Annotated in this window: 16 protein-coding genes; 5 read left to right on the top strand and 11 right to left on the bottom strand. The window is 38.5% G+C overall.

Going from position 1 to position 17,162, the window contains the following annotated elements:
- Positions 1 to 36 precede the first annotated feature (36 nt).
- Positions 37 to 669, top strand: coding sequence for a spore protease YyaC (gene yyaC, locus AC6CHS_RS05540; RefSeq protein ID WP_498234711.1), 633 nt, complete (start codon positions 37 to 39; stop codon positions 667 to 669).
- Between the two features lie 64 nt (positions 670 to 733).
- On the opposite strand, the gene AC6CHS_RS05535 is transcribed toward yyaC, so the two are convergent.
- From AC6CHS_RS05535 to rpmH, 11 genes are all read right to left on the bottom strand, one after another.
- Positions 734 to 1,438: a DUF554 domain-containing protein gene (locus AC6CHS_RS05535; protein WP_498234710.1), complete on the bottom strand. Its 705-nt coding sequence runs from the start codon at positions 1,436 to 1,438 to the stop codon at positions 734 to 736.
- A 145-nt stretch (positions 1,439 to 1,583) separates the two neighbouring features.
- The gene (locus tag AC6CHS_RS05530; protein WP_498234708.1) at positions 1,584 to 2,423 is read right to left on the bottom strand and encodes a ParB/RepB/Spo0J family partition protein; all 840 of its coding nucleotides are present in this window, start codon (positions 2,421 to 2,423) and stop codon (positions 1,584 to 1,586) included.
- Positions 2,404 to 3,177 carry a ParA family protein gene (locus AC6CHS_RS05525; RefSeq protein ID WP_036578103.1) on the bottom strand — a complete coding sequence of 258 codons (774 nt, stop codon included), beginning with the start codon at positions 3,175 to 3,177 and terminating at the stop codon, positions 2,404 to 2,406. Before AC6CHS_RS05525 ends, AC6CHS_RS05530 begins: the two co-directional genes overlap by 20 nt.
- Positions 3,178 to 3,530: 353 nt before the next feature.
- Positions 3,531 to 4,412 carry a nucleoid occlusion protein gene (gene noc / locus AC6CHS_RS05520; protein WP_498235678.1) on the bottom strand — a complete coding sequence of 294 codons (882 nt, stop codon included), beginning with the start codon at positions 4,410 to 4,412 and terminating at the stop codon, positions 3,531 to 3,533.
- 328 nt (positions 4,413 to 4,740) lie between these two features.
- Positions 4,741 to 5,457: a 16S rRNA (guanine(527)-N(7))-methyltransferase RsmG gene (gene rsmG / locus AC6CHS_RS05515; RefSeq protein ID WP_498234706.1), complete on the bottom strand. Its 717-nt coding sequence runs from the start codon at positions 5,455 to 5,457 to the stop codon at positions 4,741 to 4,743.
- Between the two features lie 114 nt (positions 5,458 to 5,571).
- A complete protein-coding gene (gene mnmG, locus AC6CHS_RS05510) occupies positions 5,572 to 7,458 on the bottom strand; it encodes a tRNA uridine-5-carboxymethylaminomethyl(34) synthesis enzyme MnmG (protein ID WP_498234704.1) in 1,887 nt (628 codons plus the stop codon).
- A gap of 322 nt (positions 7,459 to 7,780) precedes the next feature.
- The gene (mnmE, locus tag AC6CHS_RS05505) at positions 7,781 to 9,157 is read right to left on the bottom strand and encodes a tRNA uridine-5-carboxymethylaminomethyl(34) synthesis GTPase MnmE (protein WP_498234702.1); all 1,377 of its coding nucleotides are present in this window, start codon (positions 9,155 to 9,157) and stop codon (positions 7,781 to 7,783) included.
- A gap of 468 nt (positions 9,158 to 9,625) precedes the next feature.
- The gene (gene jag, locus AC6CHS_RS05500) at positions 9,626 to 10,240 is read right to left on the bottom strand and encodes an RNA-binding cell elongation regulator Jag/EloR (protein ID WP_498234700.1); all 615 of its coding nucleotides are present in this window, start codon (positions 10,238 to 10,240) and stop codon (positions 9,626 to 9,628) included.
- On the bottom strand, positions 10,237 to 11,004 hold the full coding sequence (gene spoIIIJ, locus AC6CHS_RS05495; RefSeq protein WP_119575782.1) for a YidC family membrane integrase SpoIIIJ: 768 nt from the start codon (positions 11,002 to 11,004) through the stop codon (positions 10,237 to 10,239). Before spoIIIJ ends, jag begins: the two co-directional genes overlap by 4 nt.
- Positions 11,005 to 11,113: 109 nt before the next feature.
- Positions 11,114 to 11,455 (bottom strand): ribonuclease P protein component, encoded by a 342-nt coding sequence (rnpA, locus tag AC6CHS_RS05490; protein WP_379552018.1) that lies wholly within the window; start codon positions 11,453 to 11,455, stop codon positions 11,114 to 11,116.
- Between the two features lie 223 nt (positions 11,456 to 11,678).
- Entirely contained in the window at positions 11,679 to 11,813 is a 135-nt protein-coding gene (gene rpmH, locus AC6CHS_RS05485; RefSeq protein WP_019377820.1) for a 50S ribosomal protein L34, read from the bottom strand.
- Between the two features lie 886 nt (positions 11,814 to 12,699).
- Between rpmH and dnaA the strand changes: the two genes are divergently transcribed.
- The 4 genes from dnaA (at position 12,700) to recF (ending at position 17,154) form a co-directional block, all read left to right on the top strand.
- On the top strand, positions 12,700 to 14,046 hold the full coding sequence (gene dnaA / locus AC6CHS_RS05480) for a chromosomal replication initiator protein DnaA (RefSeq protein ID WP_498235677.1): 1,347 nt from the start codon (positions 12,700 to 12,702) through the stop codon (positions 14,044 to 14,046).
- A gap of 240 nt (positions 14,047 to 14,286) precedes the next feature.
- Positions 14,287 to 15,423 carry a DNA polymerase III subunit beta gene (gene dnaN / locus AC6CHS_RS05475; RefSeq protein WP_498234697.1) on the top strand — a complete coding sequence of 379 codons (1,137 nt, stop codon included), beginning with the start codon at positions 14,287 to 14,289 and terminating at the stop codon, positions 15,421 to 15,423.
- A 338-nt stretch (positions 15,424 to 15,761) separates the two neighbouring features.
- Entirely contained in the window at positions 15,762 to 15,980 is a 219-nt protein-coding gene (gene yaaA / locus AC6CHS_RS05470; protein WP_498234695.1) for a S4 domain-containing protein YaaA, read from the top strand.
- Between the two features lie 61 nt (positions 15,981 to 16,041).
- Positions 16,042 to 17,154: a DNA replication/repair protein RecF gene (gene recF, locus AC6CHS_RS05465; protein WP_036578121.1), complete on the top strand. Its 1,113-nt coding sequence runs from the start codon at positions 16,042 to 16,044 to the stop codon at positions 17,152 to 17,154.
- The last annotated feature ends 8 nt before the right edge of the window (positions 17,155 to 17,162 follow it).

The raw sequence follows: 17,162 nt of genomic DNA, 5'->3' as shown, positions 1-17,162 counted from the left end.
CGTATACTATACCAATATGTATTTGGAGGATAAGCTATGAATCTAAAAAGTCGTATCACCCCTACTAAAGAAAACTTTCGTATGCATCACACAGACCCCGAGCTATTTCATGTCATGAGCGAAAAGATAATTTCATGGCTGCCGGCTATACCAAGAGATTATGTCCTCGTATGTATTGGTACCGACCGCTCAACAGGTGATTCCCTGGGTCCATTAATTGGTACCCTCTTTACCGAAACTAAACCAAAGCATATGACTGTATATGGAACCCTTCATGAACCAGTACATGCTACAAATCTCCACGATTATATTGAACTTATAAACAAGCGACATATTAGCCCTTTTATTATCGCAATAGACGCCTGTCTCGGGAAAAACTCTTCCGTAGGTCACATTATATCTGGGACCGGCCCTATTAAGCCAGGAGCGGCCTTAAACAAGCCCTTACCAGATATCGGGGATGTACATCTAACTGGGGTGGTAAACATTAGTGGTTTCATGGAACATTCTGTCCTTCAAAACACGAGACTATCGATTGTAATGGATATGGCAACCAAAATCACGGGTGTATTGGATCAAATTGATCAACGCATGACGTATAATCAGCCTAAGCCCTCTGTCGTACTGCGATTTAGTGAAGAGATGAAGACATCTGCACCACCATCCTAGGTATTGAATAAAAATTTAAGAACAAATAGAAAAACAACGAGTATTCGCCCGTTGTTTTTCATATTTATATAAGATAATAAATAGAGTAGATGATACCCACTGTTAGAATGGAAGGAAGTAGGTTCCCGATTCTGATTTGCGTTAACTTTAATAGATTTAAACCAATTGCTACGATTAGTAAACCACCGACTGCCGTTAATTCAACAATAAGTCCATTAAGGAAGGCTTCTGGAAGCCAGTTTTCTATTTGGGTTGCGAGTAGGGCGATTGCTCCTTGATAAATAACTACAGGGATTGCAGATAGGACCACACCAAATCCCAGTGTTGTCGTGAGCACGAGTGCAACAAACCCATCCAGTATACCCTTTGTTATAAGCACTTCATGGTCTCCACGTATGCCGCTATCTAATGCACCGAGTATGGACATAGCACCAATCACAAAAATCAAAGAAGCCGTAACGAAGCCTTGTGCCACACTAAAATTGTCGTTCTTTGTCGTAAATTTGCTTCCTATCCAATTACCTAGGCGGTTTAGGCCTTCTTCTAACCTCAGAAGTTCGCCAATAATTGCCCCAGTTAACAGGCTTAATAACACGATAATAATGACTTCTGTTGTAAAAGCCATTTGTAAACCAATGAGTAAAACTGCCAATCCAATTCCATGCATGACTGTCTCTTTATAACGCTCTGGGATCTTGGTAAAGAATAAACCTAATATGCTCCCAATAATAATAAGTGCGCCGTTTACTAGTGTCCCGTATAATACCATTGCTACCTCTCCAGTATGTAAAAAGTCTCTCTTTAGTTAGAATTGTTCCACGTGAAACAATGTGTATAAGAAAAGCTAAGAAATGCTTGTAGCTAGTGTACTTAATAGCAAAAGACTGACGATAAACACCGCCAGTCTTTTCCCATTAATCTTCTAACACTTCAATGATTCGCTGTAAGTCATCGTCTGTATAAAACTCAATTTCGATTTTACCTTTTTTCTTTCCGCGCTGGATTGTTACTGCTGTACCAAACCGATCACGTAAAAAGGATTCTCTCTCCTGGAGAAACAAGTCCTTTTTAGGTTTTTCCACATCTTTTTTAACTGAGTTTTCGTTCAGCTGTATAATTAATTGTTCAACTTGCCTCACGTTTAATTTTTCTTTGCGGATTTTATTTACAAGCGGCATGACTTTTGTTTTATCCTTTAGACCTAATAACGCTCTCCCATGTCCCATGGAAACTTCCCCGTTATTAATATAAGCGATAATTTGCTCTGGCAGGGAAAGAAGTCGAACAATGTTTGCAATATGTGATCTACTCTTTCCTAGTCTTTTTGCCAACTCTTCCTGGGTGATTTTTAGCTCAGTCATCAAATTTGTGTAGGCATGTGCTTCCTCTATCGGTGTTAGATCTTCCCTTTGGAGATTTTCCAACAGAGCCAATTCCATCATTCTGTCATCAGATAGATCTTTGATGACTACAGGAATGGTCTCTAGGCCGGCCTCCTTTGCAGCACGGAATCTTCTCTCCCCGACTACAATTTCATATCCTTTAATACTTTTTCGAACTATGAGCGGCTGTATAATGCCATATTCTAGAATGGAATCTTTAAGTTCTTCAATTGCGTCTGCATGAAATGTCTTCCTAGGCTGATAAGGATTTGGCCTACACTCTGAAATAGCAACTTCCTCTATTTTTTCATCTGGCTTTTCCTCAATTTCAGGAAAGAAAGCATTTATACCTTTACCTAACCCTCTCGCCATTGGCCACCACTTCCTTCGCTAATTCAAGATATACTTCTGCACCTCGAGACTTAGGATCATACGTTATAATGGGTTGTCCATGACTTGGTGCCTCTCCCAATCTTACATTTCTCGGTATAATAGATTGATAGACTTTGTCTTGGAAGTATTTTTTCACTTCGTCGATTACTTGGATACCAAGGTTTGTACGAGCATCCAGCATAGTCAGAAGAACCCCTTCTATCATAAGATGTTTATTCAAATGCTTCTGAACAAGTCGAATTGTATTTAATAATTGGCTTAGGCCTTCCAATGCGTAATATTCACATTGTACTGGGATTAACACGGAATCAGATGATGTTAGTGCATTTAGTGTTAATAGACCTAATGAAGGTGGACAGTCAATAAGAATGTAGTCATACTCTTCTTTTAGACTCTCCAAGGATTTCTTCAACCTAATTTCCCGCGAAATAGTCGGAACAAGCTCAATTTCTGCCCCGGCAAGCTGGATGGTTGCAGGTATTATATCTAAGTTGTTTACGTTTGTGGGAATGCAAACTTCTTCAGCCGGCATGTCTTCTACTAGCACATTATAAATACAATGCTTAACATCTGCCTTATTCACGCCTACCCCACTAGTTGCGTTCCCTTGAGGATCTGTATCGACAAGTAACACTTTATTACCTAAATGGGCGAGGCAAGCACTCAAATTAACGGATGAAGTTGTTTTCCCTACGCCACCTTTTTGATTTGCGATGGAGATTATTTTTCCCATGTTGACACCTACCTAACGATATACATTTTATTTTATCACTAATTGCAATAAAAGGACGAGATAATTTTCATTTTTGTTAAGAATTTGTAATTAGCAGGAGAAATAAAGAGGAGAAATGTCGATGAATTAGCCTGATAGTAGCCAATTTAGCAAAGGGATGGAATGTATTATTAGAAAAACTCACATTCGCTCGTCTTTTAGAGAATGTATACGTTTTTCTTATACTTGGAACATTAAAATTTTAACTGCATCGTAATTGCTTCCTAGCTAAAATTTTATACTTCCTAATGTGTGAGAAAAATACCCATCTCCTTTTAAGATGGGTATGGATTATTTAAGATAAAGTAGGAGAATTATTTCTGTTTCGGTATTTTAATTGTTATTTGATAATAGTCATCCATTTCCTGCTCGTCAGACTCCACTTCGACCCCGGTATCAGAAACCATGCTTAAGGACTGCCGAATAGTATTCATTGCAATTCGAATATCTTTGCTGAAGCCTTTTAAGGTTGCCTTCTTTTTAGGCGGTGCTTCTTTGGGTTCATTGATCTTCGCGATTCGCTCTTCTGTCTGTTTGACATTTAATTCATTCTCAAGTATATCCTTAAGAATTTCAAGCTGCTTTAACGGATCTTTTAATTTAATTAATGCGCGTGCATGACGTTCTGCAATCATTTTGTTCAGCAACGCCTCTTGAACCTCTTCCGGAAGCTTTAATAATCGAAGTTTATTAGCAATGGTTGATTGGTTTTTCCCCAACCGTTGCGCCAATGCTTCCTGTGTTAAAGAATGGAGCTCCAATAACTGGGCATATGCTTTTGCTTCCTCAATGACTGTTAATTCCTCACGCTGCAGGTTCTCTATTAATGCAACAGAAGCCGTTTCTGTATTCGTCATTTCTCGAACAATTGCAGAGACTTTCTCCCAGCCTAAAAACTGTACAGCACGCCAGCGTCTCTCTCCTGCAATCAGTTCATACTTACCTTCTTCATCTTCCATCTTACGCACAACAATCGGCTGGATCATACCATGTGTATTAATGGTTTGTGCGAGTTCTTTTATTTTCTCTTCCTTAAAAATAGTTCTTGGTTGATAACGATTGGGCTCAATATCACTTACTAGAAGCTGAATCACTTCATCCGGATGATAGGCTTCTACTTCTACCTCTACTTCTGTTTCAGAGTCAGAAGCAGGTTTTTCTCCCAAACCAAAAATTTTATTAAAAGGCTTTACCATCATCAGACACCACCTTTTGATTTACTAGTTTAAAGAAACGTGTTAGTCCTGGTAAGCGACTGCGTTCCTCAAATAATGATGATCTATGTATAAATGTTTCACGTGAAACATTATTGTTTTCATGGCATGTAGTCCTACTAAAATTAAATGCTAGCAAAGGAAAACACTTTATTCGACATGCCAAAATAAAGGATCTCTAGCACAATAAATTTTAGATACGTTAAAAATCAACGCCACGCAGACTCTACCTCTATTTTACCATAATAAAGCCTGAGAAAGTAATTAATTGTAACTATATCACCCATATTACATAGAATTTTTTTAAAACTTATTCGATAGGTTCCTTATTTGGTGTACCAGGCTTTCTCGGATATTTTTTTGGCGTTTTTCGTACTTTATCTATTACAACTATTGAGCGTTCACTGTCTTCTTTGGGTAATGTAAATGAGAAGGTGTCAGCTGTCTTTCCACCCATCAACTCTACCGCAGCTTTGCCTGTAGAAAGTTCATCCTTAACCTGGGATCCTTTCATCGCAATGAAGACGCCACCTTTTTTAACTAATGGCAAGCATAATTCACTGAGAACAGACATCCTTGCCACCGCTCTAGCCGTCACTACATCAAAACTCTCCCTGAAGTTGCTATTTTTACCAAAAGTTTCCGCTCTGTCATGATAGAAGGCTACATCGCTAAGCCCGAGTTGTGCTGCTAGATGGTTTAGAAAACCTATTCGCTTTTGCAATGAATCTACAATCGTTACTTTTAACTCTGGGAAGCAAATTTTCAACGGAATACTTGGAAATCCCGCACCTGCCCCTATATCACAAATATGCAAAGGACCAATGAAGTCAAAATGAAACGCAGCAGAAATAGAATCATAAAAATGCTTCAAATAAACGTCCTCTTCAGCTGTCAACGCTGTCAAATTTATCTTTTCATTCCATTCTGTTAAGGTTTGAAAGTAAGTGGCAAACTGCTCGAGCTGATATGCTGTTAGCTCTATCCCCTTTTCTTTCAATGCAGCAGCAAATTCTTCTGGATTCATAGCATGGAATCTCCTTTACGTTTTTACACTTTTAATATGTATTATGATGCGGGTAAGATTGCATCCCTCCCGCATCATATAACCTTTACTACTTTATTCTTCCACTTTTTTAAACTAGTTTGCCATCCTCGCAATATTACCTTGTTCGATATAAACAAGCAGGATCGAAACATCAGCCGGGTTAACACCAGAGATCCGTGACGCTTGCCCAACAGATAATGGACGGACCTTTTTAAGCTTCTCTTTCGCTTCTGTGGCAATTCCGCCGATTTCATCATAATCGATATCATCAGGAATTTTTTTATCTTCCATTTTAAGCATTCTAGCAACTTGCTCATAGGCTTTTTTAATATAACCTTCATACTTAATTTGGATTCCAACCTGTTCCTTCATTTCTTCTGAAAGTTCCGGATTAGGTTCTATCATTTGTTCAATAATGTCATAAGAAAGTTCAGGTCGTTTTAATAAATCGTACGCCTTTACTGCTTCTTTTAATGGGGTTGCTCCTGCATCCTCCATCACCTGATTGATGGCTTCACTTGGTTTAATAATAAGCTTATTCAACCTTTTCTTTTCTTCCTCTACCAGTCGTTTCTTCTCCACGAATTTTTGATAACGAGCATCCGCAATCAAGCCAAGCTCATTTGCTGTTTCTGACAAACGTAGATCAGCATTGTCATGACGAAGCAACAGACGATATTCCGCACGAGAGGTAAGCAGTCGATAAGGCTCATTTGTCCCTTTTGTAACAAGATCATCAATGAGAACACCAATATAGGCTTGGGAACGATCTAAAATAACCGGATCTTTTCCAAGCACTTTTGCTGCTGCATTAATTCCTGCCATAATTCCTTGGGCAGCTGCTTCTTCATAGCCAGATGTACCGTTTATTTGACCTGCGGTATAAAGCCCAGGAATTTTTTTCGTTTCTAATGTTGGCCATAACTGTGTTGGAACAACTGCATCATACTCAATGGCATAACCAGCACGCATAATTTCTGCGTTTTCCAACCCTTCTACACTTCGCACCATGTCATGTTGGATCGATTCAGGAAGTGATGTTGACAATCCTTGAACATATACCTCTTCTGTATCTCTTCCTTCTGGTTCCAAAAAGATTTGGTGACGTGGTTTATCGTTAAAACGCACAATTTTATCTTCAATAGATGGGCAATATCTCGGCCCTGTACCACGTTTCATTCCCGAATACATGGCAGATAAGGAAAGATTCTCATTAATAATTTCATGTGTGAATTCATTTGTATAGGTCAACCAGCATGGAATTTGATCTGTAATATATTCAGTCGTTTCGTATGAAAAGCTTTGCGGCTTCTCATCCCCTGGTTGAATTTCCGTCTTCGAATAGTCAATGGTATGACTGTTCACACGTGGTGGAGTCCCTGTTTTAAAACGAGTAAGCTCAAAGCCTAGCTCCTCAAGATGCTCTGAAAGTTTTACAGATACTCTTTGGTTGTTTGGACCACTTTCGTATTCTAAATCTCCCATTAGCACTTTTCCACGCATAAACGTACCTGTCGTAATAATAACTGTCTCGGCGCTATAAGCAGCCTTTGATTCTGTTATTACTCCTTTACATACCCCATCCTCAACAATTAACTCATTTACCATACCTTGTCTGATTGTTAGGTTTTCTTCGTTTTCAATAATATTTTTCATTTCTTTTATATATAAAGGCTTATCAGCTTGTGCTCTTAACGCTTGAACAGCTGGACCTTTCCCTGTGTTCAGCATACGCATTTGGATATGCGTCTTATCAATTACCTTTGCCATCGCGCCACCAAGCGCATCTATTTCCCGGACAACAATTCCCTTAGCCGGCCCACCGATGGAGGGGTTACATGGCATAAAGGCAATCATATCCAAATTGAGTGTCAGCATTAAGGTTTTTGCACCCATCCGTGCTGAAGCTAATCCTGCTTCTACACCAGCATGCCCTGCACCAATCACGATTACATCATAATGCCCAGCATCATATGTCATTGTTTTTCATCCTTCCTATTATTTAAAGTGTTGTTGGGACAATAATACTTACGCTAAAGAATAATCCGAATGAATGACTTTGAAAAACCGCTTCAGAAATATACTCCGCTTTCCATGGGCGGCTGGTGTGCCTCCGGATGCTTCGCATTCCAGGGTCTCGCCTAGGCCTTCCTCCCATAGGACAAGGAAGACTTCGACAGCATTGCATCGCACGCAGAAAATCGTTTTTTGATTTTCAAGGAGTCTCCGTATATTTCTTACGCTTGTTCTACTATCATCCTTCTTTCAGCTAAAACTTTTTGTTCTGTCCCTACCTCATCGACTATTTTCCTAAACAAAATTGGGAGAACAATTGATCAATCAAGCTGTCACTAGCAGTATCACCAATAATCTCACCTAAAAATTCCCACGTCCGCGTTACATCAATTTGTACGATATCGAGTGGCATTTCCATTTCCAAACCTTGCATTGCATCTTCCAATGCTTCTTTCGCCTGTTTCAATAATTGAATATGACGAATGTTTGATACATAGGTTAAATCACCGGTATCAATCTCACCAGAGAAAAACGTGTCAGCAATGGCTTGTTCTAGCTTATCGATCCCTGCTTCTACCAATAGTGAGGTTGTCACAATTGGGTTTCCTTCTGCTAGCTCTTTTACTCTATCTAGATCTAAGTTTTGTTCTAGATCTGTTTTATTAATAATTACGATATATTCAAGTCCTTGAATTGCTTCAAAGAGCTTTTCATCTTCTTCGGACAGTACTTCATTATGGTTTAAAACAAATAAGATAAGGTCAGATTCCTTTAAAACCTTGCGTGAACGCTCTACCCCTATCTTCTCTACTATATCTTCTGTTTCTCTTATCCCTGCAGTATCTACAAGACGCAAGGGAACACCTCGAACATTAACATACTCTTCAATGATATCTCTAGTCGTGCCAGGTATTTCGGTTACAATGGCTTTGTTTTCTTGAACTAGTGCATTCATCAAGGAAGACTTGCCGACATTTGGCCGGCCAATAATCGCTGTAGCAAGCCCTTCACGTAATATCTTACCTTGTTTGGCAACCTGCAAAAGATTATCAATTTCGCGATGCACTTCTTTTGTTTTATCACGCATCACTTCATTGGACATTTCCTCTACATCATCGTACTCCGGGTAGTCAATGTTTACCTCAACATGCGCTACTGTTTCGAGTAGATCCTGTCGCAGTGTTTGAATCAGCCCGGATAATCTTCCATCCATCTGCTTTAAGGCAACGGACATCGCTTTGTCTGTCTTTGCTCTGATCAAGTCCATTACTGCCTCTGCCTGGGATAGGTCAATCCTTCCATGCAAAAAGGCGCGCTTTGTAAACTCACCGGGTTCAGCCAGTCTTGCACCCTTACTCAAAATAATTTCCAACACACGGTTTACAGCGACCATCCCACCATGACAGTTGATTTCCACGACATCTTCCCGTGTAAATGTCTTTGGCCCACGCATTAAGGTAACCATAACTTCCTCGGCAACCTCCTGCGTTTGTGGATCAAGGATTTTGCCATAGTGAATCGTATGAGAATCAGCTTCGTTTAAGCTTTTTCCTTTAAAAATTTGTTCGGTAATGGAGATTGCCTCAGGACCGCTTAGCCTGACGATGGCAATCGCTCCTTCGCCAATAGGTGTGGATATTGCTGTAATTGTATCTGTCTCCACTACATTTCACCTCCAGAAACGTGTTCTTTATCTATATTAATAACGAATTATATTTTTATCGCCACTAACTTAATAGAATAACACACCTTTACCCAAAAATAAAGTTATCCACAACAGTTTTTCGCTTCTCTTTGTCGTGCTTTTATACACATGTGTATAGTTCCTAAAAATGAATCGCCGACTTTTAATCTCTATTTGTGGATAGTCGTTGTTCTATTACTACTCTCACCAAAGATTGAATTTGCTAGACTGGTACAGTTTTATACTTTTATAACGCAAAAAATCCGCTTGGTTTCACTTGAAAACCAAACGGATTTTAGTTTCATTCAACTTTATACATTATACGTTATGTTGTTCTGAGAAAACATTTCGCTTTCCCGCCGGAGTCTCCATGTATTCTCTTCACTTAGATTAAAACATAGAAACTTAAATTTAAATAGCATCATTGTGACGCAAATTGTTTCTCAATTATGGCTTGATGACAATGTGTCGGTGTGGTTCGACTCCGTCTGAATAGGTGTTGATGGTTTTATTGGATTGCAGGGCACTATGAATAATTTTGCGTTCGAATGAAGGCATTGGCTCAAGTGCAACTTTTTTGTTTAACCGCACAGCTTTATCAGCCATTTTTGCAGCAAGTGACTCTAGTGTGTCTTTCCTGCGTTGGCGATACCCTTCTGCGTCAAGGGATACGGTGTAAAACTGCTTTCCATCTTTATTTATTGCAAGGTGCAGCAAATATTGCAGCGCATTTAGTGTTTGACCACGTTTGCCAATCAATACAGCAATATTATCACCGCTCAGCTCAAAATTAACATGGTTCCCCACCACGTCCATCTTGATTTCTGCTTCTACATTCATATTTGCAATCACTTGGCTAAGATATACTTGTGTTTCTTCCACTTTGTTCTTTGCTAACGTAACTTTTACAAAAGCACGTTTGGAACCAAATAGACCGAGCAAGCCCTTCTTACCCTCGTCTATTATATCAATTTCGACCTGATCCTTTGTGGTGTTCAACTGCTCTAATGCTGACTGGACCGCTTCCTCAACTGTTTGTCCACTCGCAGTTATTTCTCTCACTTTTTGTCTCCTCCAACTACTTGTTTCATCATTGGTTTACGGATAAAAATAGTTTGTATAACCATAAAGATATTCCCTACAACCCAGTACAGTGCTAGTGCTGCTGGGAAGAAAATAGCAAATACAGCAATCATGATCGGCATAACATATAGCATAACTGCCATTTGTGGATTGTTTGCTGCCGGACTACCAGCCATCATAAGCTTTTGTTGAATAAAGGTTGCACCACCTGCAATTAACGGTAATAAGAAAATTGGATCTGGTGAACCTAGTTCAAACCATAAAAAGCTATGTGTACTAATCTCTTCTGTTCGCATGATAGCATGATACATCGCAATTAAAATCGGCATTTGAATAAAAATAGGTAAACAACCAGCTAGCGGGTTTACGCCATGCTTTTGGAACAACGCCATTGTTTCCTGTTGCAGTTTTTGCTGCGTATTTGCATCCTTGGAACTGTACTTTTTCTGAATTTCTTTTAATTCCGGTTGAACATCCTGCATCGCTTTCGAGCTTTTTAATTGCTTAACGTTTAACGGTACTAGGATTAACCGGGCTAAAATGGTCACAATCACAATGGAAAGACCATAGTTTTCGTTGAATAACTCGGCAAAATAAATAATAACCTTGGATAATGGATACACGAAGTAACTATTCCAAAATCCTTCACTTTCTGGTGTGATTGGTTCGTTAACCTGTGTACAACCAGAAAGGATTGCCAGCAACAAAATCAGTGTTACAAGCAGAAAATACTTTTTACGCAAATTGTTTCCTCCTAACTATATGAAAAGCGCAAACGCTTAACATAAGCCTTATACAGATTGTCCTATATAAATTTTACCTTAAAACCATATAGCTTTCTATATAATAACGTTATTTTTTTAGTAGTCGCTCTTTATAAAGTAAATGATTGAGACTTTTTTTAATTTCTTCATACGACATTTTTTTCGTTTGTTGTCTTGCAATGATCACAATATCATGAGGATATTTTATCCGGTCATCCATCTCTTGGAAGGCCTGTCGTAAATAACGTTTAATGCGATTTCTGGTAACCGCATTTCCAATTTTCTTTCCTACTGAAAGACCTACACGATAATGTTCTTGATCCTTTTTCTCTATATAATAGATGACAAGCTGTCTATTTGCAAAAGACTTTCCATGCTTAAATGTTTGTTGAAATTCTTCGTTCTTTTTGATGCGATACTCTTTTTTCATCATGATCACCTTTACTACTCTACATATACAGCTTGTCCTTCGTGTTCTATGTAATGGTACCGGGATAAAACCCGAGGTACCAGATTGTTGCTATCGCATAAAGTCAGTTAGAAATACTCAAATCCGCCGTCTTATAGCGAATTTTTAAGTACTCCTTCTACTTGGAATTTAAACAATTCATAAATTCCTAAGTGTGAAAAAAGACCACTGACTTTTCAGTGGCCTATGCAGACAATACTTTTCTTCCTTTACGACGACGACGAGCTAAAACTTTACGTCCGTTTTTAGTACTCATACGCGTACGAAAGCCATGTACTTTTTTGCGTTTACGGTTATTTGGTTGAAACGTTCTTTTCATTTATCATGCACCTCCCCAAGGGATGAAATATCCTGTTTAAAAGTCATATTCATAGACAGTCTTTGTAATTATAAATAATAACCAGCCCTTCTGTCAACTTCCTTTTTGTTATTGGCTGTTTTTTACAGGATTATACCCCTGGTCTGCTAAACGTGTGGATAATTTATCACTTTTATCTCTACCCACTTGATGGTAAGCAGCCCGCAGCCAATCATCCCTCAACCTCTTAAATACTTCTCTTATCCGAAGAAATATCATATCTTAAAATACTGCTGATCAACTCAACTTCGAGATTCTTCTTCCACTAGACAATCCAACAAACCATATCTTCTGCAAGAGCATTTAATAAGTGAACACTTTTCTAGAGACACTCATTTTAAAAAGAGTTTGCCTTATATTCTACTATCCACAGTCTATTGTTCACTTTTTTATGACAAAAAAACACTATCCACAACACATATCGACAGGAAAATCACAAAATATAGTAGTGTGGATATTTATTATCTACAAGCAATGGACCTTGTGGATAATTGTCGAAAGAACATTGCACACCGCGCCTTTTTTTGGTATTATAATTGTGTTTAACTTGTGCAAATCGATTTGAGGGTTTTTAGTTATTCACAGATTGTGGATAACATGTGGATATTTATTAACACCATCGTTTACAACGTTATCCACAGAAATGTTAATAACGTTTATAAGCATTCCAGATGCATTATTGCACTGTACGCAACTATCCACAAGACCTATTTTGATTTCGTTCATTACAGCATGCCTACTCAAGGCCAAATAAACCGCCTTTTTATGAATGAATGCCTGTCCATCGTTATGATTGAGAGAGGCTTTTTCTGTCATGATATAAACCCAGGAAGGAGTGAATAACCGCTTGGAAAACATTGAAGAACTTTGGGTCGCAACCCTTGAAAAAATTGAAGAAAAAATTAGTAAGCCTAGTTTCGATACCTGGTTGAAAAACACAAAAGCTGAATTTCTTGAAGAAAATACACTCGTCATTTCAGCACCCAACGAATTTGCCAGAGACTGGCTTGAGAACCAATATACCGCACTCATATCTGATATTTTGCTAGACATCACCGGTTCTCGTTTGGCTACTAAATTCATTATTCCAGATTCTACTCCACCAATTGAAGAGTCAGAGGTCGCACCCAAGCAAACTGCAGGAAATGAAGCAAATCACGAATCTCCAAGATCCATGCTAAATTCGAAATATACCTTTGATACCTTTGTCATTGGTGCAGGTAACAGATTCGCTCATGCTGCATCACTTGCTGTAGCAGAAGCTCCTGCAAAGGCCTATAATCCGCTATTCATTTATGGTGGCGTAGGATTGGGTAAAACCCATTTAATGCATGCGATCGGCCATTATGTACGTGAACACGACCCGAATGCGAAGGTTGTTTACTTATCTTCAGAGAAGTTTACGAATGAATTTATTAACGCGATTATGGATAATAAAACCGTGAACTTTCGCAATAAATATCGAAATGTCGATGTCCTATTAATAGATGATATTCAGTTTATTGCTGGAAAAGAATCGACACAGGAAGAATTTTTCCATACTTTTAATACGTTACATGAAGAAAGTAAGCAAATTATCATTTCTAGTGATCGGCCACCTAAAGAAATTCCAACACTGGAAGACCGTTTACGTTCCCGTTTTGAGTGGGGCTTAATTACCGATATTACGCCACCAGATCTGGAAACTCGTATTGCAATATTAACGAAAAAGGCAAAGGCTGAGGGGCTTGATATTCCGAATGAGGTGATGCTATACATTGCAAACCAAATCGACACGAACATTCGGGAATTAGAGGGCGCCTTAATTCGCGTTGTCGCCTATTCTTCATTAGTGAACAAGGATATAGACGCTTCGCTAGCTGCTGACGCATTAAAGGATATTATCCCAAGCAGTAAACCAAAAATTATTAGTATACCGAGGATTCAAGAAGCAGTTGGCGAGAAATACAATATTCGCATGGATGATTTCATTGCAAAGAAGCGGACAAAGTCTATTGCATTTCCGCGACAAATTGCCATGTATCTATCAAGAGAAATGACGGATTCCTCTCTACCAAAGATCGGCGAGGAATTTGGGGGACGTGATCATACAACTGTTATTCATGCCCATGAAAAAATTGCACGTCTTATGGAAAACGATACGCAATTAACACGTGAAATAGAAGAAATAAAAGAGAACTTAAAATCATTCTAAAGCCATCTTTTTTTAAAATGTTGGACGCGATTTTGTCTTTTTTAAGACTTTTGTCTAAATATGACCTGTGCACAGTGTGAATAGCCATGCAAACTTGCAAACAGTTTATCCACATGTGAATAACTTTTGTGAATCTGGCTTTTCTTCGCTTATCCACATACTCACAGGCCTTATTACTATTAATACTGTATTTTTATAAAAAAAAATATATAAAAGAACTTCCCTTAGGAGGATTTATTTATGAAATTTGTTATTCAACGGGATCAATTAATATCCAGTGTGCAGGATGTCATGAAGGCTATATCATCCCGAACCGTTATTCCGATATTGACTGGAATGAAAATTGAAGCAAAAGAAAGTGGTATTACCTTAACTGGTAGTGATTCAGATATTTCTATTGAATCCTTTATCCCAGCTGAGGAGAATGGCAATGTAAATGTAGAACAAATCGAAGCAGGAAGTATTGTACTACAGGCTAAATATTTCCCTGATATTGTCCGTAAGCTCCCTGAAAAAACAGTGGAAATTGAATCAGATGAAAACTTAAAAGTAACGATTCGTTCTGGAAAGGCCGAATTTAATTTAAATGGTCAGGATGCAGAAGAATATCCACAGCTACCTAAATTACAAACGGATGACAGCTTTGAGTTGCCAATCGATCTCTTAAAAAGCTTAATAAAACAAACAGTATTTGCTGTTTCAACAATGGAAACACGTCCAATTTTAACTGGGGTAAATATTAAACTAGAGAATGGCAGTCTTACTTTTACAGCAACAGACAGCCATCGCTTAGCTTCTAGAGAAATTCCTGTCAGTGAAGCGCCAGGTCAACTGCCAACTGTGGTGGTTCCAGGTAAGAGTCTGAATGAGTTAAATAAGATATTAGATGATACAGAAGAAACAGTAGAAATAAGCGTGACAAATAATCAGATTCTGTTCCGTACAAAAAATCTTAACTTCCTTTCAAGATTGCTTGATGGAAATTATCCGGAGACCTCTCGATTGATTCCAGAACAAAGTAAAACCGTTCTTCATGTGAAAACGAAGGAACTCTTAAGCACAATTGACCGTGCTTCACTTCTAGCAAAAGAAGAACGGAATAATGTTGTTAGATTGAGCACAAAAGGGAATGGATTGATCGAAATCACAAGTAATTCTCCTGAAGTAGGAACAGTAGCAGAGGAAATTACAGTTCCTTCTATTAGCGGCGAAGAATTGAAGATCTCTTTCAGCTCCAAATATATGATTGATGCATTAAAAGCAATTGAATACGAAGAAGTGAAAGTAGAATTCACAGGGGCAATGCGACCATTTATTATCCGTCCTGCCAACGATGACCCGATCTTACAATTAATTCTACCTGTTAGAACGTATTAATTAAGCAGAATGTGATCTTAGGTCCTTATCTTAAAAAAGATAGGGACCTTTATTTTGTTTTGGACAGCACCTATATAACAGGTTAACGGCTTTTTAAAAGCAATTTTAAGCCTATACAGGCATTTATTATGCAAATATGGGGTCATACCTTTCCATAATGACAAATCTTTAGTAAAATAGGTATACATGACGTTTACAGGTTTAAACTAATGATATCCACACGAAGAAACTGCATTTGCTCATTTTTAGTGAATGTATGTGTTTCTATGTTTTATACTGTCCTGAAATCTTTTGGCAGTCTTAACGTTTTTCTAAAAAGTAGGAAACTTGGTGATAACATGCATGAAGAAATTGAAATAAGTACGGAATATATTGCGCTAGGCCAATTTATTAAGCTTGCCAATGTATTGGAATCTGGTGGGATGGTAAAGGCTTTTCTGCAAGACGAGGGCGTATTAGTAAATAACGAACGGGAGCATCGTCGTGGTCGCAAGCTATATGCAGGGGATATTGTTGAATTAGAAGGCATTGGAGCCTACAAAGTGATAAAAGCTTGAGAAACATGAACTACCTCCTAGCAAACGCTCCTGATCTGAATCGAAAAAAAGAGGATTGGTCATGCACATAGAACAGCTAAAATTACGTAATTTCCGCAATTATGACGGATTGGAAATGGAATTTAACAATAAAATAAATGTCATCATCGGGGAAAATGCACAGGGTAAAACCAACCTGATGGAGGCAATCTATTTACTTGCCTTTACTAAATCACACCGAACTCCCAGAGAGAAAGAATTGATTCAATGGGAAAAAGAGTATGCTAAAATAGAAGGCAGGATAACAAAAAGAAATCAAACCTTTCCGTTGGAAATCGTTCTTTCGGCAAAAGGTAAAAAAGCGAAGCTGAACCGGCTAGAACAAAAGCGGCTAAGTGACTATATCGGGGCGCTTAATGTTGTGATGTTTGCACCAGAGGACCTCACGTTGGTTAAAGGTGCACCACAAATCCGCAGGCGTTTTATTGATATGGAGCTTGGACAGATTCAGCCACGTTATATCTATCATCTAGGGCAATATCAAAAAATATTAAAACAACGAAATCATCTGTTGAAACAATTGCAGCGTGGAAAAAGCCAAGATCATACAATGTTGCAAGTCATCACAGATCAGCTCGTAGAACATGCCGCGACCTTATTGGAAAGACGGTTTGTTTTTTTGGAATTATTAAGGAAATGGGCTAGTCCGATCCATCATGGTATCAGCCGTGAGCTGGAAAGGCTTGAAATAAAGTATTCTCCCACTATTGAAGTATCAGAAGATGATAATAAGGAGAAAATAGAGAGTATCTACTTAAATAAATTTCAACAAATACAAGAAAAAGAGATTGAACGTGGCACAAGTTTAATTGGTCCGCATCGTGATGATCTCCTCTTTTATGTGAACGGTAAGGACGTCCAGACCTATGGATCACAAGGGCAGCAACGTACAACTGCCTTGTCGGTGAAACTGGCAGAAATTGAACTCATTTACAATGAAGTTGGGGAATATCCAATTCTTCTGCTTGATGATGTGTTGAGTGAACTGGATGATTACCGACAATCACATCTACTTCATACCATCCAAGGAAAGGTGCAAACCTTTGTATCTACTACGAGTGTTGATGGAATAAATCATGAGACCCTGAATAAAGCGGAATTATTCCGTGTCCGTAATGGTGAAGTGGAAAAATAGAATGAGGG

This window comes from Oceanobacillus sp. GQ8 (genome assembly GCF_059758495.1).
This window is presented reverse-complemented; position numbering and strand designations above follow the sequence as displayed.

Excerpts from the sequence above, each read along its gene's own strand:
- noc (WP_498235678.1), bottom strand. The coding sequence starts at position 4,412 with ATGGTAAAGCCTTTTAATAAAATTTTTGGTTTGGGAGAAAAACCTGCT.
- recF (WP_036578121.1), top strand. The coding sequence starts at position 16,042 with ATGCACATAGAACAGCTAAAATTACGTAATTTCCGCAATTATGACGGA.
- rnpA (WP_379552018.1), bottom strand. The coding sequence starts at position 11,455 with ATGAAAAAAGAGTATCGCATCAAAAAGAACGAAGAATTTCAACAAACA.
- AC6CHS_RS05530 (WP_498234708.1), bottom strand. The coding sequence starts at position 2,423 with ATGGCGAGAGGGTTAGGTAAAGGTATAAATGCTTTCTTTCCTGAAATT.
- mnmG (WP_498234704.1), bottom strand. The coding sequence starts at position 7,458 with ATGACATATGATGCTGGGCATTATGATGTAATCGTGATTGGTGCAGGG.
- AC6CHS_RS05535 (WP_498234710.1), bottom strand. The coding sequence starts at position 1,438 with ATGGTATTATACGGGACACTAGTAAACGGCGCACTTATTATTATTGGG.
- dnaN (WP_498234697.1), top strand. The coding sequence starts at position 14,287 with ATGAAATTTGTTATTCAACGGGATCAATTAATATCCAGTGTGCAGGAT.
- AC6CHS_RS05525 (WP_036578103.1), bottom strand. The coding sequence starts at position 3,177 with ATGGGAAAAATAATCTCCATCGCAAATCAAAAAGGTGGCGTAGGGAAA.
- yyaC (WP_498234711.1), top strand. The coding sequence starts at position 37 with ATGAATCTAAAAAGTCGTATCACCCCTACTAAAGAAAACTTTCGTATG.
- yaaA (WP_498234695.1), top strand. The coding sequence starts at position 15,762 with ATGCATGAAGAAATTGAAATAAGTACGGAATATATTGCGCTAGGCCAA.
- rpmH (WP_019377820.1), bottom strand. The coding sequence starts at position 11,813 with ATGAAAAGAACGTTTCAACCAAATAACCGTAAACGCAAAAAAGTACAT.
- rsmG (WP_498234706.1), bottom strand. The coding sequence starts at position 5,457 with ATGAATCCAGAAGAATTTGCTGCTGCATTGAAAGAAAAGGGGATAGAG.